Annotated in this window: 20 protein-coding genes and 2 tRNA genes; 12 read left to right on the forward strand and 10 right to left on the reverse strand. The window is 56.3% G+C overall.

Features of this window, described 5'->3' with window-relative positions; all coding sequences use genetic code 11:
- Positions 1 to 7: 7 nt before the first annotated feature.
- The 3 genes from CLM58_RS12415 to CLM58_RS12425 all read right to left on the reverse strand — a co-directional run bounded on the left by CLM58_RS12415 (position 8) and on the right by CLM58_RS12425 (position 3166).
- Positions 8 to 1702 (reverse strand): RNA-directed DNA polymerase, encoded by a 1695-nt coding sequence (locus tag CLM58_RS12415; protein WP_095596222.1) that lies wholly within the window; start codon positions 1700 to 1702, stop codon positions 8 to 10.
- 385 nt (positions 1703 to 2087) lie between these two features.
- A tRNA-Asn gene (locus CLM58_RS12420) sits at positions 2088 to 2162 on the reverse strand.
- Positions 2163 to 2275: 113 nt separating this feature from the next.
- Entirely contained in the window at positions 2276 to 3166 is an 891-nt protein-coding gene (locus tag CLM58_RS12425) for an MBL fold metallo-hydrolase (RefSeq protein ID WP_095596223.1), read from the reverse strand.
- Positions 3167 to 3214: 48 nt separating this feature from the next.
- Between CLM58_RS12425 and CLM58_RS12430 the strand changes: the two genes are divergently transcribed.
- Complete coding sequence (locus CLM58_RS12430) at positions 3215 to 4534, forward strand: ATP-binding protein (protein ID WP_095596224.1); 1320 nt, start codon at positions 3215 to 3217, stop codon at positions 4532 to 4534.
- A gap of 5 nt (positions 4535 to 4539) precedes the next feature.
- Here the strand turns inward: CLM58_RS12430 and CLM58_RS12435 are convergent.
- A tRNA-Ile gene (locus CLM58_RS12435) sits at positions 4540 to 4616 on the reverse strand.
- Positions 4617 to 4779: 163 nt separating this feature from the next.
- Here CLM58_RS12435 and purM point away from each other — a divergent pair.
- From purM to rnd, 3 genes are all read left to right on the forward strand, one after another.
- Positions 4780 to 5829 (forward strand): phosphoribosylformylglycinamidine cyclo-ligase, encoded by a 1050-nt coding sequence (gene purM, locus CLM58_RS12440; protein ID WP_095596225.1) that lies wholly within the window; start codon positions 4780 to 4782, stop codon positions 5827 to 5829.
- A complete protein-coding gene (gene purN, locus CLM58_RS12445; RefSeq protein ID WP_095596226.1) occupies positions 5826 to 6419 on the forward strand; it encodes a phosphoribosylglycinamide formyltransferase in 594 nt (197 codons plus the stop codon). Before purM ends, purN begins: the two co-directional genes overlap by 4 nt.
- Before the next feature lie 78 nt (positions 6420 to 6497).
- Positions 6498 to 7649 (forward strand): ribonuclease D, encoded by a 1152-nt coding sequence (rnd, locus tag CLM58_RS12450; RefSeq protein ID WP_095596227.1) that lies wholly within the window; start codon positions 6498 to 6500, stop codon positions 7647 to 7649.
- Here rnd and CLM58_RS12455 read toward each other — a convergent pair.
- Positions 7646 to 8104: a hypothetical protein gene (locus CLM58_RS12455; RefSeq protein ID WP_095596228.1), complete on the reverse strand. Its 459-nt coding sequence runs from the start codon at positions 8102 to 8104 to the stop codon at positions 7646 to 7648. The genes rnd and CLM58_RS12455 overlap by 4 nt on opposite strands.
- A 128-nt stretch (positions 8105 to 8232) precedes the next feature.
- Here CLM58_RS12455 and CLM58_RS12460 point away from each other — a divergent pair, with 128 nt between their 5' ends.
- On the forward strand, positions 8233 to 8652 hold the full coding sequence (locus CLM58_RS12460) for a SufE family protein (protein WP_095596229.1): 420 nt from the start codon (positions 8233 to 8235) through the stop codon (positions 8650 to 8652).
- Here CLM58_RS12460 and CLM58_RS12465 read toward each other — a convergent pair.
- The 5 genes from CLM58_RS12465 to CLM58_RS12480 all read right to left on the reverse strand — a co-directional run bounded on the left by CLM58_RS12465 (position 8642) and on the right by CLM58_RS12480 (position 11782).
- Positions 8642 to 9277 (reverse strand): DUF1638 domain-containing protein, encoded by a 636-nt coding sequence (locus tag CLM58_RS12465; protein WP_229666142.1) that lies wholly within the window; start codon positions 9275 to 9277, stop codon positions 8642 to 8644. The two genes, CLM58_RS12460 and CLM58_RS12465, sit on opposite strands and share 11 nt — an antisense overlap.
- A gap of 1 nt (position 9278) precedes the next feature.
- A complete protein-coding gene (locus CLM58_RS17185) occupies positions 9279 to 9440 on the reverse strand; it encodes a hypothetical protein (protein ID WP_158221907.1) in 162 nt (53 codons plus the stop codon).
- Positions 9441 to 9467: 27 nt separating this feature from the next.
- Positions 9468 to 10148, reverse strand: a complete 681-nt coding sequence (locus tag CLM58_RS12470; protein ID WP_095596231.1) for a corrinoid protein — start codon at positions 10146 to 10148, stop codon at positions 9468 to 9470.
- Between the two features lie 165 nt (positions 10149 to 10313).
- Positions 10314 to 11324, reverse strand: coding sequence for a betaine--homocysteine S-methyltransferase (gene bmt / locus CLM58_RS12475; RefSeq protein WP_095596232.1), 1011 nt, complete (start codon positions 11322 to 11324; stop codon positions 10314 to 10316).
- A 143-nt stretch (positions 11325 to 11467) separates the two neighbouring features.
- A complete protein-coding gene (locus CLM58_RS12480; protein WP_095596233.1) occupies positions 11468 to 11782 on the reverse strand; it encodes a DUF1476 domain-containing protein in 315 nt (104 codons plus the stop codon).
- A gap of 174 nt (positions 11783 to 11956) precedes the next feature.
- On the opposite strand from CLM58_RS12480, the gene purC reads away from it, so the two are divergent.
- From purC to CLM58_RS12515, 7 genes are all read left to right on the forward strand, one after another.
- On the forward strand, positions 11957 to 12718 hold the full coding sequence (gene purC, locus CLM58_RS12485) for a phosphoribosylaminoimidazolesuccinocarboxamide synthase (RefSeq protein WP_095596234.1): 762 nt from the start codon (positions 11957 to 11959) through the stop codon (positions 12716 to 12718).
- 14 nt (positions 12719 to 12732) lie between these two features.
- A complete protein-coding gene (gene purS / locus CLM58_RS12490) occupies positions 12733 to 12972 on the forward strand; it encodes a phosphoribosylformylglycinamidine synthase subunit PurS (RefSeq protein WP_095596235.1) in 240 nt (79 codons plus the stop codon).
- A gap of 32 nt (positions 12973 to 13004) precedes the next feature.
- Positions 13005 to 14042, forward strand: a complete 1038-nt coding sequence (locus tag CLM58_RS12495; protein WP_095596236.1) for a zinc-dependent alcohol dehydrogenase family protein — start codon at positions 13005 to 13007, stop codon at positions 14040 to 14042.
- A 16-nt stretch (positions 14043 to 14058) separates the two neighbouring features.
- Positions 14059 to 14733, forward strand: coding sequence for a phosphoribosylformylglycinamidine synthase subunit PurQ (gene purQ, locus CLM58_RS12500; protein ID WP_095596237.1), 675 nt, complete (start codon positions 14059 to 14061; stop codon positions 14731 to 14733).
- Positions 14734 to 14771: 38 nt separating this feature from the next.
- The gene (locus CLM58_RS12505; protein ID WP_095596238.1) at positions 14772 to 16532 is read left to right on the forward strand and encodes an ATP-binding protein; all 1761 of its coding nucleotides are present in this window, start codon (positions 14772 to 14774) and stop codon (positions 16530 to 16532) included.
- Between the two features lie 14 nt (positions 16533 to 16546).
- On the forward strand, positions 16547 to 17878 hold the full coding sequence (locus CLM58_RS12510; RefSeq protein WP_095596239.1) for a sigma-54-dependent transcriptional regulator: 1332 nt from the start codon (positions 16547 to 16549) through the stop codon (positions 17876 to 17878).
- A gap of 395 nt (positions 17879 to 18273) precedes the next feature.
- A complete protein-coding gene (locus tag CLM58_RS12515; RefSeq protein WP_095596240.1) occupies positions 18274 to 21084 on the forward strand; it encodes a ribonuclease E/G in 2811 nt (936 codons plus the stop codon).
- Positions 21085 to 21213 lie beyond the last annotated feature (129 nt).

The raw sequence follows: 21213 nt of genomic DNA on the forward strand, positions 1-21213 counted from the left end.
GAGCGAACTAGTACTCATCGTCAAAATCCAAATCTGGTTCTTGATCTGTCACATCTTCATCAAACTCCAGCAAATCAATACCAAAGTCGTCCAGAAAATCTTGGCGGAGAATTCTTGCTCTAGTGTTCTCAGCCTTGCGAATTCGAAGTTCCGACCCCATTGAGGTGAAGCCTCGCTCAGGATCGAAGAACTTTATGTTTCGGTTCAACAGTGCCGAAAAGAACGGATCTTGTTCAATAAAGGTTCTGTCTGTCGATGGGTTTGTTCCGTTGCGAATGGTCTCATAGGCATACAACCACATCGGTCCCTTTAAGCCTTCCCCAGACAAGTGTTGCTGCCAAGCACTGTGATCCACCGCTCCTGACACAATGCCTTGATTGGCTGCGTAGGTTAGCATCAAAGCAACCATTGAGTTTTCAAGCTGAAATAGGGGTGCGAGCCTACTTGAGGGCAACTCAAGCTCAAGTCTAATCACCAATAAGAGGAGCCATATAATCTCCCCGGTCCTGTTTTCTTGGGCTAGTTCGGGGAGTCTACGCTCCAGGAACCCAGCAAGCTTTGCCCTATCCAAATCGCCGTGTTCAGTCTCTCGCAAAACCAGCACTTCTACTAGAAGCGAGACCAATGTGGAGTTGCGTCGATACGCATTGATGAGGTGACTTTGCAAAGCGCTCCACTCATCTGCATTGACGAATGCAGATCTTGCATTCTGAAATGCAAATTTCTCCACATTTAACTCTGGGTGGTCGTTACAAACTCTACCGACTTCGTAAAAGAAGCGAAGGAACGAGTTCGTTGTTCTGTCCTTTCGAGGGACGCAAGCCATGGCAGCTTGCTTCCAGCCTGTCGAAGGACGCATGGACGTTAGTTCCACCGAAGACTTATCGTTGTTGAGCTCGAGCTCAAAAAATGCAGCGGCTTGCCTCACCGCAGCTATTACCCCGTCTCCTGACATCCCACTCGCGACCGCTATTGTGAAGTCATCAATGTATCGCGAAGCGTCTAAATCCTCGATTTGGACAATCTCAGAAAGCTTTTGATCAATTGCAGAAGCTATGACTTCGCCAATAAGTCGAGACGTATCTGGGCCGACAGGTAACCCAATTGTTTGACCATCTTGGGCGTTGCGGCAAAACAGATCGAGCAGGTTACCATAATGCGAAATTTGTCGATTTTGTTTAGACCATGGCTTGCCGTAGATAGCCCATGGTATTGAATGCGTGTATACTGAATGGAAGAACGCTCGGATGTCGGCCGCAACGTACCGTTCATGTCGTGTAGCCAGATTGACGCGAAAATCATCCCGCAAATCGATGCTAGGCCTGAAGACCGCGCGGCTGCCAACCCAGTCAAATACAAGTGGAGACGTGCTAAACCTTGAACTTCTCGAAGCGGATCTGAGTTGGACGAAATTGTCTGCAAGTACCTTGGATATCGCGAGATATGAGATCGGGTTAATTACGGCGTGTTTTCGGTCGTCTCGCCCGTACCTTGGAAAGTAAAACCAAGCCGGCTCGGAAATAAATTGTTTAGCGCCCGGATAACGCGCGTTGTTCAATCGTGGAACACTCTCAACCGCTTTCCAAAGACTTTCTCTGTAGCGGGCAAGGTCATCCGATATGAAGCATGGGGGAAGTTCAGGAGCGAAAAAGCCGTGTGAAATTAGACGTTTGAATCGCAGCGTTTTGGTCTTTGCGGTCATAGTACTTGCCCAAGGGTCTAATTGGTTTTGTGAACTGTCTTAGTAAAGGTCAGTCTGTGCAACTAAAAAGTGTGCCCTTGTTTGCGCTGGTTGCAGTGAACGGCCAGACTACGATTGACGGACCGCTTTCTAAAAGTCGGATTGCTTGTGTCGCTCCTGCCGCGAATGGCCGCTTTCCGCCCTTTTTCAGCTCGCTAAAAGACACCAAATCTTTTTGAACTCGCTATGAAAGCTTTAGGCGGCTAGATGGCTACCTTCGAACAGTATTGCCCGATTGCAACAAGTGGAAAGGCAGCGACGCTGCTTCCGTAGTGCTTCCGCAAATTCTGTAAAAGGTTTGGTCCAATTTCCAATTATCAATAACACATTGATAATATTGGTAAATTGGCTCCGGCGGTAGGGATCGAACCTACGACCAATTGATTAACAGTCAACTGCTCTACCGCTGAGCTACGCCGGAACATGTGGGGCGATATAGCAATGCCGGTTTCCGGCGTCCAGAGGGTTTTGCGATATTTTCTCAAACTTTCTGCGATAAAGGTGTGGGTAACTTTTAGTGTTACGCCAACCCCCTTATTTTCCAGAGAAAATACTCGTTTCCGTTAGGTGGCCTTCCGTCGTGACCAGCCCGCGGCGGGACAGGTCGATAAGATGTGCCAGAACATTTCGTGTCGCCGCAGGGATCAGGGCGGCGGGTGTTTCGGTGTAGATACGCTGTGCAAACTCCTGTGCGGTGCCGGGGGTATCATGGACAGCAGACAGAATCTGACCCTCGCGGGTTTTGCGGTGTGTGTGCAGTTCCTGCAGGCGGCCCTCTGCATCTGCGACGGGCGCGCCATGAGCGGGCAGAAGCCGCGTGAATTGACGCCCCATCAGTTTTTCCAGCGATGCCATGAAGTCGGTCAGATCCCCGTCAGGTGGAGAGACCATAGACGTCGCCCAACCCATGATATGGTCACCTGACAGTAAATCCTCTCCGATCCCGAAGCACAGGTGGTTTCCCATATGTCCCGGTGTCCAGATGGCGGTGGCGGACCAGTTGTCTCCTTCGATGATCTGGTCGTCTTTCAACACAACGTCAGGAGCAAACTGCCTGTCCCGGCCTTCGCCGCCGCCAAGACCCTCTAGCGCTGCGGTGTCGTCGCGGCGACCTGCAAGGCTGTCGCCATAGGCCAAAACCTGCGCCCCGGTGGCGGTGACAAGGGCAGGGACCCCCGCGCTGTGATCCAAGTGGCTATGGGTCAGAAAAATCCGTGTGATCCGTTCGCCAGCCTCCAGCGCCGACAGGATCGACTTTGTATGTGCCGGGTCAGAAGGGCCGGGGTCGACAACCGTGACCTCTCCCCGACCCAGAAGATAGGTGTTGGTTCCCCAAAAGGTCATGGGCGATGGATTCGGTGCAAGAACAAGGCGGATCAGGTCATTGATCCAGGTAACTTCGCCGGTCTCATATGGGGTGGTCATCGGGTTCGGGCTTTCGCTTTGCCTTGGGCTTGGCTACGGTCCTAGCCCATGAAAGAGGGTGTGATCAAACGTATGCTGCCGCGCAGCCTGTATGGGCGGGCCGCGTTGATTCTGTTGGTGCCAATTCTGACACTGCAATTCGTGGTCTCGGTGGTCTTTATCCAGCGCCATTTCGAAGGCGTAACCCGGCAAATGACACGGGGGGTTATCGCGGAACTGACCCTCATTTTGGATAGCATCGACGCTTCTGAAGATGTGGTGATCGCTAAGACTGCGCTGGAACCGCTAGAGGTGGCATTGGATATCGCTGTGACACTACCCCAAGTCACGCACGTTGTCAGTGCGCGACCGTTCTACGATCTTAGCGGCCGAACCATTCAAAGCGAGTTGGCCGAATCCTTCCCAAACCTGAATGCGGTCGATCTGGGCAGTTCTTCCAAGCTTGTCATCCTTGGATTTGAAACGCACCTTGGCCCGGTCACGGTTGAAGTTCTACGTGCGCGCGTGTCTGCCTCTAATCCGCACCAGTTGTTGGTCCTGATGATCTTCACGGGTCTCCTTATGACGTTGATTGCGTTCTTGTTTCTACGCAATCAACTGCGCCCAATCCGCAGGCTGGCCTTTGCGGCAGATGCATTCGGCAAGGGTAAGGACATGACGTATAAGCCCACCGGCGCGACCGAGGTCCGTCTTGCAGGCAACGCCTTTCTGGACATGAAGAACCGGATCGAACGTCAGATCGAACAGCGCACTATGATGCTGTCGGGTGTCAGCCATGACCTGCGCACCCCTTTGACTCGTCTAAAGCTGGCCCTGTCGTTGGCCGATGACACCGACGACACCGAAGCCATGCGGAAAGACGTTTCCGAAATGGAGCGGATGTTGGACACCTTTCTGGATTTCGCGCGTGGCTCGATGGTCGAGGAAACGGTGAGCACAAATCCGGCCGAATTGGTTGATCGCGTCGTGGACGGGTTCACGCGTTCTGGCGGTGTGATCGAAGTGACCTGCAGCACAGACACGCCACTGGTTCTTTTGAAAGAGGTGGCGGTAGAGCGCGCCCTGCAAAACCTTCTGGGCAATGCACTGCGCTATGGCACGAAAGCGCGCGTAGGGCTGAGCGTGGGGCAAAAAGCGATCGTGATCTCGGTCGAAGATGACGGACCAGGTATCCCAGAAGACCAGCGCATCGCCGCGGTCAAAGCGTTCTCTCGGCTTGATACGGCACGGAATCAAAACAGTGGTACAGGCGTGGGGCTTGGGCTGGCGATTGCGGCTGACGTAGCGCGCAGTCACGGCGGTCTTCTGCGTCTTGGCGAAAGTAAGGAGTTGGGCGGCCTCAAGGCAGAACTTGTTCTGGCCCGATAGGAAGGTGGTAGGCCCGGCAGGACTTGAACCCGCAACCAAAGCGTTATGAGCGCTCTGCTCTAACCAATTGAGCTACAGGCCCTCCATGCCCCCGTGCTAGCACCGAATAGCGGGACCCTCAAGACGATCTGTCCGCAAGATTGTATGTACGCTTTCTGCACGGAATCTGTACGGATTCTGCATGCCCCGTGGACAGTCGCGGGCTGATCCTTTATCGCAAGCGCAAACCAAGATGAGGACATGCCATGACCGAGGGCAAGAATGGGCTGACCTACGCCGACGCAGGCGTTGATATTGATGCAGGCAACGCGCTGGTAGACCGGATCAAACCGGCGGCCAAGCGCACGAACCGCTCTGGCGTGATGTCGGGTCTGGGTGGCTTTGGCGCCTTGTTTGACCTGAAGGCAGCTGGATACGAAGACCCCATTCTGGTAGGTGCAACAGACGGTGTTGGCACCAAACTGCGCATCGCAATTGACACTGGTGAAGTTGGCGGCGTGGGCATCGACCTTGTTGCCATGTGCGTCAACGATCTGGTTTGCCAAGGCGCAGAGCCCTTGTTTTTCCTTGATTATTTCGCGACTGGCAAACTTGCCGTGGAAGAGGCCGCTTCGGTCGTTGACGGTATCGCAGAGGGCTGTGTCCGCTCTGGCTGCGCGCTGATCGGTGGCGAAACCGCCGAGATGCCCGGCATGTATGATGACGGCGATTTCGATCTAGCAGGCTTTGCCGTGGGCGCGATGGAGCGTGGCGCAGATCTGCCCGTGGATGTGGCCGAGGGTGACGTTCTTCTGGGCTTGGCTTCGGACGGTGTACATTCCAACGGCTATTCACTGGTTCGCAAGGTGGTCGAGATGACCGGCCTTGGCTGGGACGCCGAATGTCCGTGGTCGTCCGGCCAAACACTTGGTGCGAATCTTCTCACGCCAACAAGGCTTTACGTAAAGCAGGCGCTGGCTGCTGTACGGGCAGGGGGCGTGCATGGCTTGGCCCATATCACCGGCGGTGGCCTGACCGAAAACCTTCCGCGCGTGCTGCCCGAAGGACTGGGTGCCGAGATTAACCTGTCCTCTTGGGACCTTCCGCCGGTCTTCCGCTGGTTGGCCGAAACCGCGGACATGGCGGAATCGGAGCTTTTGAAAACCTTTAACTCTGGTATCGGCATGATCCTTGTGGTCTCGGCCGACCGTGCCGGCGCGCTGACAGAGCTTTTGGAAGCTGAAGGCGAGACCGTGACCCGCATGGGGCAGGTAGTATCGGGTGAAGGTGTCGCCTATTCCGGGGCGCTTCTGTGACCAAACGCGTCGCGATCCTGATCTCTGGTGGCGGATCCAACATGGTCACGCTGGTCGACAGCATGGTGGGCGACCACCCGGCGCGGCCAGTCCTAGTGGCCTCGAATGATCCCAATGCCGGAGGTCTGGCTAAAGCGGCGGAACGTGGCATCCCCACAGCGGCTGTCGATCACAAACCTTTCGGTAAGGACCGCGCCGCATTCGAGGCGGAACTGCTGAAACACATCGAAGCAGCCGAGCCGGATATCCTGTGCCTGGCCGGGTTCATGCGTATCCTAACGCCCGATTTTATCGCACGGTTTGAGGGTCGGATGCTGAACATCCACCCTTCTTTATTGCCTAAATACAAAGGGTTACACACGCATGCTCGTGCGCTTGAGGCTGGCGACTCCGAAGCTGGCTGCTCTGTGCATGAGGTAACCGCAGAGCTGGACGACGGACCAATCCTTGGTCAGGCCCGTGTACCGATCCTTGACGGTGATGATCCTGATACTCTGGCGCAGCGTGTGCTTCGCCAAGAGCACCTGCTTTACCCGCAAGTGTTGCGCCGTTTCGCTTCTGGAAATCGGGACATCCTGCACCTTACCTAAAGGGTTTCATTTTCTCGTGTGACCGCATACACATGAGGGCGGGATTGAAAACAACAAGAATTGGGCAAAGACCCTTTAATGCGGACACTTACGACGACTGAAGAGCTGGCAGAGTTCTGCCATCGCGCCAAATCCGGCCCCTATATCACCATCGACACAGAGTTCCTGAGGGAGCGGACTTATTATTCCAAGCTTTGTCTGGTCCAATTGGCATTGCCGGGGGACGGAGAGGCTGTTCTTGTTGACCCACTGGTCAAAGACCTGTCGCTGGATCCGCTTTACGAACTTTTCGGGAATACTGATGTCGTAAAGGTCTTCCACGCGGCGCGTCAGGATCTGGAAATCTTCTTTGTTGAAGGCAAAGTTTTCCCGCAACCGCTGTTTGACACCCAGGTCGCCGCAATGGTCTGTGGCTTTGGCGAGCAGGTGGGTTACGAAACCCTTGTTCGTAAAATCGCCAAACAGCCGTTGGATAAGTCCTCGCGCTTTACCGATTGGTCCCGTCGCCCGCTAAGCGAGGCCCAAAAGACCTATGCGTTGGCGGACGTCACACACCTAAGGGTAATCTACGAATTCCTTGCTGCCGAACTTGAAAAATCAAATCGTTACAAATGGGTAGAAGAAGAAATTAAAGTTCTCACCGACCCGGAAACCTATATCATTCGCCCGCATGAGGCTTGGAAGCGTGTTAAGACGCGCACCAACTCGGGTAAGTTCATGGCGGTCGTAAAAGAACTGGCTCAGTTCCGCGAAGGCTATGCGCAGGTACGGAATATTCCCCGGTCGCGTGTCTATAAAGATGATGCGTTGCTGGAACTAGCGTCTACTAAACCGCAAAACCCACAAGATTTGGGGCGCTCTCGTCTTCTGCTGCGAGAAGCGCGGAAGGGTGAAATCGCACAGGGTATTCTGGACGCGATTCAGGCTGCGAAAGTGATGGATCCAGCGGATTATCCCAAAGCCCCGCAGCGCAATGACAAACTGCAGGTCAATCCAGCTTTGGCCGATCTTCTTCGTGTGCTTTTGAAGTCAAAGGCCGAGAACGTAGGCGTCGCGCAGAAGCTGATCGCGACCTCGGCGGATCTGGATCAGATTGCTGCCGGAAAACGTGATGTTGCTGCGCTAAGTGGTTGGCGCGCCGAGGTTTTTGGTGATGACGCGTTGCGTTTGTGCAAGGGAGAATTGGCCCTTCGAGCCAAGGGTGCCACTGTCGAAGTGATCGAACTTTAACGGCGTACGGACCGCGCGTTATTCGCACCACGGATAACGATGCTGCGCACGCCGGACAGTTCTTGGTCCGTCAGGAACATCGCAGCTGCAATCTCGCGCGAGGCTTGTGTGCCTTGAATCTGGTTGGTCAGAGGCTCTGCAACCCGGAATTGGATTGTCAAAACTCCATCAACGGGAACTCCGCGGTTCTCGGCGATTAGCGCAGGCTGCCAGTATCCCTGCCACTGTGTCAGGCCGACGGTGTTCACAATTGCACCACCGGGGGCGCGGTCGACGCGTACGCTTTGAATTTGCGCGATCAGCGGTCGGGAATCGATGATACCGCCGGGCACCTCTTGAACCACGACTTTCACTTCCTTGTCCCGGCCAAACCAGTTCAGCGGGTTCAGGCGTGACGAACAGGCAGAGGTCACAAGAACAATCGACAGGACGGCCAACAATGAAACGCGTGACATGGGAACTCCTTTGATCCGTACCCAAGGGGTTAGCCGAAACCACGCGGCTTGAAAAGACAGTAGAGCAGGGTCTGGACCTTTTGCTGTCAAAGGCCTAGGTCAAGCCGGCAACATCAAGTGAGGGCATCATGGCCAGCGAAGCCTTTGAAGAGATCGTCGAAACCTTTGAATTCCTGGACGACTGGGAGGACCGGTATCGGACCGTGATTGACATGGGCAAGGATATGGATCCGCTGGAAGATGCCTTGCGCGTTCCAGCCACCAAAGTGGACGGTTGCGCCAGCCAAGTCTGGCTTGTCCCCGAAATCGAAGGTGAGGGCCCAACGGCCACGTTCCGCTTCCGCGGTGACAGTGACGCGATGATTGTCCGTGGTTTGATTGCCGTTCTGAAGGCGCTTTACTCTGAGCAGACCATAGAACAGGTGCTTGCGGTAAACGCATCGGAAGAACTGGGCCGTCTTGGCCTGAACGACCACCTGTCTGCGCAGCGCTCTAACGGGCTGCGTGCGATGGTAGAACGCATTCAGCAGGTTGCGGCTAAGGCCTGATCCGCGCCAGTTCTGGTGTCAGTTCGCCATAGCCTGTCGCCCGGTGTTCGAACTCCAACCCAAGTCGCGCAGCGCAAACGCTGGCCTTTTCGGTTAGGGCAGGATCGTCCGTCTGGGCGAGGTGAACCAGTTTGGTGTAGTTCCCGAAATAGGTTTCAAGAAGGTCTGGATAGCGGTCTAATCCAAGCGGTTTCCAGACAAACGCGTCGAACTGGCGAACCAGAAAATCGGTCAGATAGAAGGCGGTGAACTCTTCTCGCGCTTCAAACGTTTCGACACCGTCAAAGAAGGCATAGCAATGGGGGCCAGCCATCATTTTAACCCCTAGGTCTTCGCAACGCTGTTGCAACTGACCGCCAGTACCGCAGTCGGCGTAAACGACGAAAATCTCATCGTAATTCGGCCGATGTTCGAGAACGGCTGCTTCGACTGCATCAGGGATGCCTTGCGGACTGTTGTGTAAAATCGCGGGCAGGCAATGCAGGGCCAGATGCGTCCAGCCGTTCGCCTCGATCACGGCAAGAATCTCACGAGCCAGCGCACCGCATGCTAGCAGAAGCGTTTTCGCCTCGGCAGCGCCCGTGTTCAGTCCTTTTTCAGTGAGGATTTTGTCGTCGATGCGCACGTCAGCCACGCATGAAGCGGACCAGAACCGCCGCAGCCAGTAGGGCAGGGATCAGCGCCGTGCTCGCGACCTCGTGTTCGACGAAGAACGCCACGGTCACGCCCGCCGCGATCAAGACCACCAACAGTAACATCAAAAGCCGTTTTACTGGCATGGTTCGCATCTGCCCTTCATAAGGACCCTACGCGCATCAGCGCTGGCTGATCAGGTCCTTTGCAACTTCCACGGCGACAGCGGCGTCCCTGCAATAGGAATCCGCGCCGATGGCGGTGCCGAACTCTTCATTCAAAGGTGCGCCACCGACCATGACGATATATTTGTCGCGTTTTCCCTGCGCTGCAAGTTCTTCGATGACCGTTTTCATATAGGGCATCGTGGTTGTCAGCAGGGCAGACATGCCAAGAATGTCGGCGTCAAATTCTTCCAGAGCGGCGATATATTCTTCGGCCGAGTTGTTGATCCCGATGTTCATTACCTCGAAACCAGCACCTTCCATCATCATGGTGACAAGGTTCTGGCCGATATCGTGGATGTCGCCTTTGACGGTGCCGATAACCATCTTGCCCATGCGCGGTGCGCCGGTGTCAGCCAGCAAAGGCTTCAGGATCGCCATACCCGCCTTCATCGCCTTGGCGGCCATCAGAACCTCGGGCACGAAGAGGATACCATCGCGGAAATCGTTGCCCACGACAGTCATGCCGCCAACCAATGCTTTGGTCAGGACGTCATAGGGCATCCAGCCACGTTCGAGCAGGATATTTACGCCTTCGACAACTTCTTCATCCAGACCGTCATACAGGTCGTCCTGCATCTGGGGGACAAGTTCATCATCGGGCAGTTCCGACAGGATAATATCTTCTTCTTCTGACATTTTCCTGATCCTCAAAAGGTTTCGCGTTCCCTGCCGTATACTGACTTTTTTCAGTTTGGAAACGCGAAATCGACGAATAGTTTTTATGAGTTGTGATCATATTCAGGCTGTAACCGTTTGAATATGATCACTAAGAGCAGGCGATGCCCCTAGTTTTGGACCTGCTCATCCGCGGCGACGACGGCGCGTGCGCGTGGGGGCCACGTCATCACCGGTGCCATCGCTGGCTGAAGAAAAGCCACCAAGCTTCGCGGTGATTTCTTCCAGCGTCGGGCGGTCGCCTTTTGGACGCGTTTCCAATGCCTCACGCATCGAAGACAGGTGCTCCGGCATCGTGCCACAGCAGCCGCCGATGATCGCAACACCACAGTCGCGGGCCAAACAGGCGTAGTCTGCCATCAGTTCGGGCGTGCCATCATAGTGGATGTGACCGTCGTGGTATTTCGGGATGCCCGCGTTGCCCTTGGCGATCAACGGACGTTCAGTGCCCGAAGCCACAAACCCAAGCGCGGTGCGCAGCAGGTCAGAGGCGCCCACGCCACAGTTTGCACCATAAGCGACTGGCGGATTGTCCAGCTTTTCAACCAGTGCGGCCATGTCGGCAGAGGTCACGCCCATCATGGTACGGCCCGCGGTATCAAAGCTCATGGTGCCACACCAAGGCATGTCAGCCATGGCAAAGGCTTTGGCTGCGGCTTTGAATTCTTCCGGGGCAGAGATGGTTTCAACCCACAGAACGTCAACGCCACCGTCTTTCAGGGCTTCTGCCTGTTCGTGGAACATTTCGACGGCGCCATCAAAGGACAAGGTGCCCATCGGCTCCATGATTTCGCCGGTGGGGCCGACCGAACCCGCTACGATGATCTCACGGTCGCAGGCGTCGGCAACTTCACGGCCAATCTCGGCGCCGGCGATGTTCAACTCGCGCACGCGGTTTTCGGCGTTGTGCAGTTTCAGGCGCGATGCGTTGCCGCCAAAGGTGTTGGTCAGGAACAGGTCCGAGCCCGCGTTTACAGCACCGCTGTACAGCTTCTTGATATTGGCTGGCTCGTCCACGTTCCAAAGTTCCGGCGCATCACCAGAGCTAAGCCCCATGTTGAACAGGTTCGTCCCCGTTGCGCCATCGGCCAGCAGCCATTCACGGGTTTCCAGCATGCGGGACAGAGCGTTGCTCATTTCAGAGTATCCTTTGGGAGCGTCAGATTCATCGGGGCGGATGCCACGAAACCTGCGGATTGGCAAATGCAAATTGGAACATAAAAATATGAGCGGCGCTCATGTTGGAGCGCCGCTCATAAATTCGAATTGCAGTTCGAGGCTTAGACCTCGTTCATGATCTGCTCTTTGGCAACGATCGCCAGTTCGGCCATTTGGGCGCGAATGGTGGCTTCGTCGGCCTTGTCGCCCAGATCACCAGCAACCTTGCGGAAGACGTCTTCGTGACCGGCTTCTTCAAAGTCCGACTTCACCACTTCGGCGGCATAGGCTTTTGCGTCGTCGCCGGTTTTGCCCAGAAGCTCTGCTGCCCACAGGCCAAGCAGTTTGTTGGCACGCGCTGCGGCTTTGAACTTCATTTCTTCATCATGGGCGAATTTGTTTTCGAAGGCGTTTTCGCGATCGTCGAAGGTGGTCATCACTTGATCCCCTTAATCAATAGTGTCGGACGGAGTTTTACAGAACTGACAGGTGGCCTCAAGAGCGGCAAAAGCGTTTTCTCGCCAAAACTTGCCCTGCCTTGCCGCAGGGCGTAAAGAGCGAGGCATTCCGCCGGGTCATTTGATTCCCGGCCTATACGCGTTGGAGAGACAATGGCCCGTCGCAAGAAGATATACGAAGGCAAGGCAAAGATCCTGTACGAAGGCCCCGAACCGGGTACTTTGGTCCAGTATTTCAAAGACGACGCGACCGCGTTTAACGCTGAAAAGAAAGACGTAATTGAAGGAAAGGGCGTGTTGAACAACCGCCTGTCCGAGTACTTCATGCTGGGTCTGAACAACATCGGTGTGCCGACCCACTTCCTGCGTCGCATCAACATGCGCGAACAGCTGATCCGCTCTTGCGAGATCATTCCGCTGGAAGTCATCGTGCGTAACTTTGCCGCTGGCTCGATTTCCAAGCGTTTGGGCATCGAAGAGGGGACTCAGCTGCCGCGCCCGATCATCGAGTTCTCTTACAAAGATGATTCCCTCGGCGACCCGCTGGTCCCGGAAGAGTATATCACCGCCTTTGGCTGGGCTTCGCAGCAGGATCTGGACGACATCGTGTCGATCGCGATCCGTGTGAATGATTACCTGTCGGGCGTCATGTATGGCGTCGGCATCAAGCTGATCGACTTCAAGATCGAAATCGGCCGCATCTATGACGGTGACTTCATGCGCCTTGTCGTGGCGGATGAAATCAGCCCCGACAGCTGCCGCCTATGGGACATCAAAACCGGTGAGAAACTAGACAAAGACGTGTTCCGCCGCGACCTGGGCAACCTGACCGACGCTTATACAGAAGTCGCGCGCCGTTTGGGGGTGATGCCCTCGAACGTAACCCCCGCAACCAAACCGACGCTGATCAACTAAAAGGACCGCACCCGATGAAAGCTCGTGTACATGTCATGCTGAAAAACGGTGTTCTGGACCCGCAGGGTGAAGCCGTTCGTCACGCCTTGGGTTCGCTTGGGTTTGACGGTGTTGAATCGGTGCGCCAAGGTAAGGTCATCGAGCTGGAGCTGGCCGAAACAGACGCCGCGAAAGCCGAGGAATCGGTGAAGGCCATGTGCGAAAAGCTGCTGGCCAACACTGTGATCGAAAGCTACGCGGTCGAGCTGGACTAAAGCCCTTCGCCCGCACCACACCGGAGGTGACCATGCGGGCAGCGGTTTTACGCGCTTATAACGAAGATTTGTCATTAGAGCAGGTCGCTGATCCTCAGTGCCCTGCCGATGGCGTTGTGCTGCAGGTCGAGGCTTGCGGCGTTTGCCGTTCCGACTGGCATGGTTGGGTTGGTGAACATCCGCGCGTGAAACCCGGTCAGATCCCGGGACATGAATACTGCGGCACGGTGGTAGAGGCCGGGCCACAGTCGACCTATAAGGTCGGGGATCATCTGGTCGCACCTTTCATTTTGGCCTGTGGGACGTGTCCGTCCTGTCAGTCAGGTCATCAGAACACCTGTCCAAACCAACGCTTGCCGGGGTTCATCGAACCGGGCGCCTTCGCGGAATATATCGCTGTTCCATTCGACCATAATCTTGCACGCCTGCCGGAAAGCCTTTCACCCACAGTTGCTGCCGGACTTGGGTGTCGCGTCACGACCGCTTGGCATGCCCTGACGGGTCGTGCAGCGTTGGCAGGAGGAGAGTGGCTGGCGGTCCACGGAACGGGCGGGGTTGGCCTGTCTGCGATGCTGCTTGGTAAAGCTCTGGGCGCGCATGTGGTCGTGGTCGACATTGTGCAGGAGAAACTGGACCACGCGCTTGGCCTTGGGGCGGACGCTGCGGTGAACGCCAGCGAAGGTGACGTGGCAGAGCAAATCAAGGAAATCACTGGGGGCGGTGCGCATGTCAGCGTCGAAGCCCTTGGAATTGAAGTGACGGTCAACGCCTCGTTGGAGTGCCTGCGTCCCTTGGGGCGTCATGTTCAAGTGGGCCTTCCAACCGGCCACACCGCCCGCATGGATATCAATATGAGCGCGATCTATCAGGGCAACCTTGCTGTTTATGGTACCCGAGGCATGCCTTCTTGGCGTTATCCAAGCCTGTTGGGGTTGATAGAAAGCGGACAGGTGGATATGACGCCGCTAATCGCCCGCGAAATCGGTCTGTCGGGTGCCAGCGAAGAGCTGCGCGCGTTCAACGGTCCGACACCTCCGGGTGTTGCCGTGATTACGGATTTTAAAGCCTGACGAAAGGATCCGCCCGATGAAAGCTGCCGTCATTCAGTTCCCTGGCTCTAACTGCGACCGCGACATGGCGGTGGCGCTGGAAGGGGTTGCCGGTAACGGACAGGTCTCGACCGTATGGCACAAGGAAACGTCGCTGCCCGAGGGGCTGGACGTTGTTGCCATTCCGGGTGGTTTCTCTTTCGGTGACTACCTGCGCTGCGGGGCGATTGCCGCGCGTTCGCCGATTGCCAAGGCGGTAATCGAGTTTGCCAACAAAGGTGGCTTTGTTCTGGGTGTTTGCAATGGCTTTCAGGTTCTGACCGAAACCGGCCTTCTGCCGGGTGCGCTGATGCGCAATGCCGGGCTGAAGTTCATCTGCAAGGATGTCGGCCTGAAGGTCGAAACCACCGACAGCGCCTTCACCAGCAGCTATCAGAAGAGGCAAGAGATTTCGGTCCCCGTTGCGCACCATGATGGTAACTACGTCGCAGATGACGAGCTGTTGGCAAAACTGCGCGGGGAAGACCGGATTGCCTTCACCTACACCGACAATCCCAATGGCTCGGTCGCGGATATAGCCGGTGTTCTAAGCGAAAACCGTCGTGTGCTTGGCATGATGCCTCACCCAGAGCGTTGTACCGAAAAGGCGCATGGTGGCACCGATGGGGCGGCGATGTTCCGCTCAATTCTGGATGCGATGGCGACTGCCTAATGCTTGTCGCGCCTTCGCCTAGGGCGTAGGCTTTGGCCATGGTCAACAACCCGATCAAGGAGTTTCGTGTCGTGTCCGGTCATATTGGCTGGGCGCGCAGGCTTTTTGTTTTGATCATGATCATCATGGCGGTCTCGGTCGTTGTTGTGACCAATAGCCTGCTGACAGAACGCTTTACCGAACGGACCCGAACCCTGGCGCAGGTCCGGGTGGCGCTTTATTCCGGCAACCTGATGTCTGAGGTTCAAAGAGCCTCCATCGTTCCGCTGCTGCTGTCACGCGACCCCGCGCTAATCGGTGCGCTGAATTCAGGCGATTTCTCTTCGACGTCACAGCGACTGATTTCCTATGTCGAGGAAATCGGTGCGGCCTCGCTTCTGTTGCTGGATGCCGATGGCAAGGTGGTGGCTGCCAGCAATCGGCAATTGCTTGGCAGTGATCTGTCAGACCAACCCTTTTTCCTAGCCACCGCAGACAATCAGGACACGGTGTTCGTGTCCTTTGAGACAGAGAAGGGCGACTATGAATTTGCCTATTCCCGGCAGGTTCGCAGCGAGAATAGCACCGTCGGTGTTGTGGTCGTCGAGGTTGACCTTGCGCAGTTCGAACAACGTTGGGCGGGGATTTCGGACGCAGTTGCTGTCATCGACAGTACAGGTCGTATCCTTTTGGCGACAGAGCCGCGTTGGCGGGGCCTGACAATCGAAGAAGCTTTGAAGGTCCGGTCCGCCCCGACCGCGATCGAGCGCGCGATCCGCGTGACCTCTGACTGGGGGGTATTGCCGACAGACCTGTATTCACCAGAATCGCAGGTCATGCGGAACGAGGTCGCGATGCCATTCGAAGGCTGGCAATTGGTGTCCTTCACCACTTTTGCCTCGGTCCGCGAAAGGGTGAACACCTTCCTCGCGTTAGAGATCATGGGTTTCGCGATCCTTCTGGCGTTTTCCTTCTATTTCCTGTCGCGCCGGGCGCAGTCGCGATCAATCTTTTTCCAGCGAGAGTCGGCAGAGCTTCGCCAGTTGAACGCACGCTTGCAGCGGGAAATCGCCGAGCGGGAACGGGCCGAAAAGAACCTTGAGGTTGCCGAGCAAACGCTTGAGCAAAGCTCGAAACTTGCCGCATTGGGTGAGATGTCGGCAGCAGTCAGCCATGAGCTGAACCAGCCTCTGGCCGCGATGAAAACCTATCTGGCTGGGGCGCGCCTGTTGCTGGAACGCAAACGCGGGGAAGAGGCGCTGACATCGTTCCATAGGATCGACGATCTGATTGAACGTATGGGGGCGATTACCCGTCAGCTGAAATCCTATGCCCGAAAGGGTGGAGAGGCGTTTGAACCCTTTGATTTAAGGGAATCCCTGTCGACTAGCCTGTCGATGATGGAGCCTCAATTGCGGTCTCGGGACGTTCGGATCAGCCGAAGCGTGCCTTCGGAGCCGGTCTTCGTGATGGGTGACCGTTTGCGGGTCGAACAGGTCATCATCAACCTGCTGCGCAACGCCATCGATGCCACCAAGGTCGTTAGCGACGCCGAGATCGAATTGATCCTGTCCGTCGGTGAAACCGCCACGCTGACCGTACGCGACAATGGTCACGGGATTGATAATCTGGATGACCTTTTTGAACCATTTTACACGACCAAGCAGCCCGGCGATGGCACGGGTCTTGGGCTTGCCATTTCCTCTGGTATCGTGAACGACCTTGGAGGACGCCTGACGGCCCGGAACGGGGACGAGGGCGGAGCAGTATTTGAAATGCAGTTGCCGTTGCTGGATGACAGCATGGCCGCAGCAGAGTGATCGAGGCTAGAAAAATGAACCGCTCGATGAAAATTGCGATTGTAGATGACGAACAGGACATGCGTCAGTCGATCAGCCAATGGCTGGCGCTAAGTGGATTTGAGACCGAAACCTATGCGTCGGCGCAGGATGCGTTGAAGGCGATCGGTTCAGACTACCCCGGTGTGGTTGTGACCGACATCAAGATGCCCGGCATGGATGGAATGGCCTTTCTGAAGCGCCTGATGTCTACCGACAGCACTTTGCCCGTCATCATGATCACCGGTCATGGCGACGTACCGATGGCCGTCGAGGCGATGCGTATGGGCGCCTACGACTTCATGGAAAAGCCGTTCAACCCCGACCGGATGAGTGAGCTTGCTAAGCGCGCCATTCAGGCCCGTCGTTTGACGCTGGACAACCGTGCTTTACGACGCGAGTTGTCCGATGGTTCGGTTCTGATGAAGAAGTTGATCGGGCGCTCTGATCCGATGGATCGTCTGCGCGAGGATATTCTTGATCTGGGGCAGGCGGACGGTCACGTCCTGATCGAAGGTGAAACCGGCACAGGTAAGACCCTTGTTGCGCACGCGCTTCACGCCGTTGGTCCAAGGGCAGGGCGCAAGTTCGTTCACGTCTCCTGCGCGGCTTTCGAAAGTGAAGATCTGGCCAAGCGCCTGTTCGGTCCCGTCGAAGAGGGTGAGACCCTGCCATTGGCAGAAGAGGCCCGTGGCGGCACGCTGTGCCTTGAGGATATCGAAGCGCTAAGTCAGCCATTGCAAGCCCGTCTGCTGACTTTCATCAACGATCAGGGCACGCCGGCCGAAACCCGGATCATCGCGGTGTCCAACCTGCAAGAGCAGGGCAAAACCTGCGAAGACGTCCTGCGTCCCGATCTGTTCTACCGCCTTGCGGCGATGAAGATCACCGTGCCGCCGCTGCGCCAACGTGGTGAGGACGTGCTGACCCTTTTCAACCGCATGAGCGAACAGTTCGCCGAGGAATACGGCTGCGACGCGCCGGAAGTCACTGCACAGGAAGCGGCCCAGTTGCTGCAAGCCCCGTGGCCGGGAAATGTGCGTCAATTGATCAATGTCGCCGAACGCGCCGTGTTGCAGAACCGTCGTGGTACGGGCAGCATCTCTTCGCTGTTGATGGCCGATAACGAAGAAATGCAGCCGGTGATGACCACTGAAGGCAAACCTTTGAAGGAATATGTCGAAGCGTTTGAGCGTATGCTGATCGACAACACGATGCGACGTCACAAGGGCTCTATCGTGAATGTCATGGAAGAGCTTTGCCTTCCCAGACGTACGCTGAACGAGAAAATGGCAAAATACGGTTTAAGCCGAGCGGATTACCTTTAATACCGCGTCTGAAAAAAGCCCATTGTATTTCCTACAACTTCCCCGGTATGGTCGCCTGAGGTAAGTCCGTTTTCATTCGGGCGACCGCCAACAGTTTTTCTGGATAGGCGCTGGCCGCTTTTTTGACAGGCCGCGATGACAGACCGACAACCGACCCGTTTTGGGTCAAACAGAATTGTCCCGCGTGGCAGACACCGGGCCTTTACCAACGGATGCCGTGATCGGCGTCGGAGATAAACCGCGATGCAACGCGTGCGAACGAACAGGCAGACGACAGGCAGGCTTACAGCCGCCGGTACCGGCCGCGTTACGCCCGCTTTCGCCCAAACAAGACACCATCTGACACGACCCAGCCCACTGCGGCGAGGGTTTGATCCGTGGTGCAAAGAGTTCAAATGGCAAAGAAAATGCTCATCGACGCCACCCACGCGGAGGAATGCCGTGTTGTGGTGGTCGACGGAAATAAGGTCGAAGAATTCGACTTTGAAAGTGCAAACAAGCGCCAGCTAGCTGGCAACATTTACCTAGCAAAAGTTACCCGGGTTGAGCCGTCTCTTCAGGCGGCGTTCGTTGACTACGGCGGAAACCGTCACGGTTTCCTGGCGTTCTCGGAAATCCACCCGGACTATTACCAGATCCCTCAGGCAGACCGCGAAGCGCTGCTTGAAGAAGAGCGCGCCTACGCTGAGGCAATGGCCGAAGAAGAGGCCAAGCCGAAACGTTCGCGTTCGCGCCGTCGTTCGCGCTCTAAAGCCTCGAAGGCCAAGGCCGAAGAGGCCGTAGAAGCTAACGACGTCTCTGAAGAGGCAACAGATACCGAGATCAAGGGGATGGATGTCATCGACCTTGGCCCGGAAGAGGAAGAGACATCCGCTCTGGTAGTCGACCAAGCTGCCGCGCCTGCAGAGGATGTTGCAGAGGAACAGGCCTCTGAGGACGCACAGGCCGAAGAACCTGAAGCAGATACACCTTCGGCCAAGGCGTCGTCGGTTGTTTCAGATGACGCGGTAGTGACCGAAGAAGTCGAGGGCGCGTCGGAAGAAGCGACAACAGAAGAAGCGTCTGAACCGGTCGAAGAAGTCGCCGAAGAAGCCCCGGCAGAAGAAGTCGTCGCCGAGGAAGCGGGAGCTGACGAAGCATCTGAAGAGAACTCGGCCGAGGCATCCGCAGAGGCGGAAGCGGAAGAGGTTTCTGAAGAAGACGACGACGCCAATGGCGACGAAGGTGACGATGGTCTGGACGCGTCTGAAAAGGACGAGAACATCGAATCCGTCGCCGACGAAGATGTCAGCGAGGAAATTCGCCCACGCAAACCGCGGGCGCGTCGTTACAAGATTCAAGAGGTCATCAAGGTTCGCCAGATTCTGCTGGTGCAGGTTGTCAAAGAAGAGCGTGGCAACAAGGGCGCGGCCCTGACCACGTATCTGTCGCTGGCAGGCCGCTATTGCGTTCTGATGCCGAACACTGCACGTGGCGGTGGCATTAGCCGTAAGATCACCAACGCTGCTGACCGTAAGAAGCTGAAAGATATCGCGGGTGAGATTGAGGTTCCGGAAGGTGCTGGCCTGATCATCCGTACCGCAGGTGCCAAACGCACCAAATCCGAGATCAAGCGCGACTATGAATACCTTCAGCGCCTGTGGGAGCAGATCCGTGAGCTGACCCTGAAATCGGTTGCTCCGGCGCCGATTTATGAAGAGGGCAACTTGATCAAACGGTCGATCCGCGACTTGTATGCGCGCGAAATCGACGAGGTATTGGTGGAAGGCGAGGCCGGGTATCGCACGGCCAAGGACTTCATGAAGATGATCATGCCGTCCCACGCCAAGAAGGTGAAACAGTACCAGGATCCGCTGCCGCTGTTCGCGCGGTATCAGGTCGAAAGCTACCTGTCGGGCATGTTCAACCCGACCGTTCAGCTGAAGTCTGGCGGCTATATCGTTATCGGTGTGACCGAGGCGCTTGTGGCCATCGACGTCAACTCTGGCCGGGCGACCAAGGAAGGCTCGATTGAGGAAACCGCGCTGAAGACCAACCTGGAGGCGGCTGAAGAAGTGGCACGCCAACTGCGTCTGCGTGACCTAGCCGGTCTGATTGTGATCGACTTCATCGACATGGACGAGCGTAAGAACAACAACGCCGTCGAAAAGCGGATGAAGGACAAGCTGAAAACTGATCGTGCCCGCATTCAGGTGGGTCGTATCAGCGGTTTTGGCCTTATGGAAATGTCCCGCCAGCGCCTGCGCCCGGGTATGATCGAGGCGACAACGCAGCCGTGCCCGCATTGCCATGGCACGGGGCTTCTGCGCTCGGACGATAACGTTGCTTTGGGCATCCTGCGTCAGCTGGAAGAAGAAGGCGTTCGCGGTAAATCGAAGGAAGTTCTGGTCAAGGCGCCTGTGGCGATTGCCAACTACCTGATGAACCAGAAGCGCGAACATATCGCCCAGATCGAAGCGCGCTATGGCATCTCGATCCGGATCGAAGCCGATGGGCACATGATCAGCCCGGACTTTGAGATCGAACGCTTCAAGACCGCCACACGCAATGTGCCGGTTGCATCGGCTCCTGTGATCTCGATCGACATGCCTGAAATGCCCGAGGCCGAAGAGGCGCCGGAAGAGACAGCAGAGGACGAAGACGCACCCAAGAAGAAGCGCCGTCGCCGTCGCCGTCGTCGTGGTCGGAAGCCGACCGACGGAGCCGAGAACCAGACAGAAGCGGAAGAAGATCAGGAAGAAGCCTCCGAGGAGGCTTCTGACGGCGAAGAGTCTGAAGCTCCTTCGGAAGAGGCAACTGAAGAAGAAAAGCCCAAGCGCAAGCGCCGTTCGCGTTCTCGCCGTCGCAAGACGCAGGACGATGACGCTGAAAGCACGTCTGAAACGGACGCCGCAGAAGGGGCTGATAAGGCTGACGCGCCTGAGACAACGGAAGAGGACGCGTCTGAGACTGCGGAAGAACCGGCCGTCGATGCTGTAGAAGAAACGGCCGAGGAAGCAGTTGAAGCGGAAGCGCCTGCGGAAGAGGTTGCCTCGGAAGAGCCTGAAGCGGTTGAAGAGCCTTCGGCTGAAGAAGATCCTGCCGTCGAGGAAGAGCCAGAACTGGTTGCGTCGGAAGCTGTCGCCGAATCTGTAGAAGAGGCCGCGACAGCAGCGGTAGACGAACCACCCAAACCGAAACGTCGTGGATGGTGGTCTCGCGGCTAACGCCATCAAGTGAAAGCTGCCCCGGCCATTGGTCGGGGCAATTTTCTTTGGGCACCAATGCACGCAAACGTGACGCCGTTTTTAGGTGACCTTCGGGGCGCGCGCTCATAAGTTCAGTCCGACAAAGGA

The organism is Actibacterium pelagium (genome assembly GCF_002285415.1).
In the GTDB taxonomy this organism is placed as follows: domain Bacteria; phylum Pseudomonadota; class Alphaproteobacteria; order Rhodobacterales; family Rhodobacteraceae; genus Actibacterium_B; species Actibacterium_B pelagium.

Coding starts and splice junctions, on each gene's coding strand:
- CLM58_RS12415 (WP_095596222.1), bottom strand. CDS start 1,702: ATGACCGCAAAGACCAAAACGCTGCGATTCAAACGTCTAATTTCACAC.
- CLM58_RS12425 (WP_095596223.1), bottom strand. CDS start 3,166: ATGACCACCCCATATGAGACCGGCGAAGTTACCTGGATCAATGACCTG.
- CLM58_RS12430 (WP_095596224.1), top strand. CDS start 3,215: ATGAAAGAGGGTGTGATCAAACGTATGCTGCCGCGCAGCCTGTATGGG.
- purM (WP_095596225.1), top strand. CDS start 4,780: ATGACCGAGGGCAAGAATGGGCTGACCTACGCCGACGCAGGCGTTGAT.
- rnd (WP_095596227.1), top strand. CDS start 6,498: ATGCGGACACTTACGACGACTGAAGAGCTGGCAGAGTTCTGCCATCGC.
- CLM58_RS12455 (WP_095596228.1), bottom strand. CDS start 8,104: ATGTCACGCGTTTCATTGTTGGCCGTCCTGTCGATTGTTCTTGTGACC.
- CLM58_RS12460 (WP_095596229.1), top strand. CDS start 8,233: ATGGCCAGCGAAGCCTTTGAAGAGATCGTCGAAACCTTTGAATTCCTG.
- CLM58_RS17185 (WP_158221907.1), bottom strand. CDS start 9,440: ATGCGAACCATGCCAGTAAAACGGCTTTTGATGTTACTGTTGGTGGTC.
- CLM58_RS12470 (WP_095596231.1), bottom strand. CDS start 10,148: ATGTCAGAAGAAGAAGATATTATCCTGTCGGAACTGCCCGATGATGAA.
- bmt (WP_095596232.1), bottom strand. CDS start 11,324: ATGAGCAACGCTCTGTCCCGCATGCTGGAAACCCGTGAATGGCTGCTG.
- CLM58_RS12480 (WP_095596233.1), bottom strand. CDS start 11,782: ATGACCACCTTCGACGATCGCGAAAACGCCTTCGAAAACAAATTCGCC.
- purC (WP_095596234.1), top strand. CDS start 11,957: ATGGCCCGTCGCAAGAAGATATACGAAGGCAAGGCAAAGATCCTGTAC.
- purS (WP_095596235.1), top strand. CDS start 12,733: ATGAAAGCTCGTGTACATGTCATGCTGAAAAACGGTGTTCTGGACCCG.
- CLM58_RS12495 (WP_095596236.1), top strand. CDS start 13,005: ATGCGGGCAGCGGTTTTACGCGCTTATAACGAAGATTTGTCATTAGAG.
- purQ (WP_095596237.1), top strand. CDS start 14,059: ATGAAAGCTGCCGTCATTCAGTTCCCTGGCTCTAACTGCGACCGCGAC.
- CLM58_RS12505 (WP_095596238.1), top strand. CDS start 14,772: ATGGTCAACAACCCGATCAAGGAGTTTCGTGTCGTGTCCGGTCATATT.
- CLM58_RS12510 (WP_095596239.1), top strand. CDS start 16,547: ATGAACCGCTCGATGAAAATTGCGATTGTAGATGACGAACAGGACATG.
- CLM58_RS12515 (WP_095596240.1), top strand. CDS start 18,274: ATGGCAAAGAAAATGCTCATCGACGCCACCCACGCGGAGGAATGCCGT.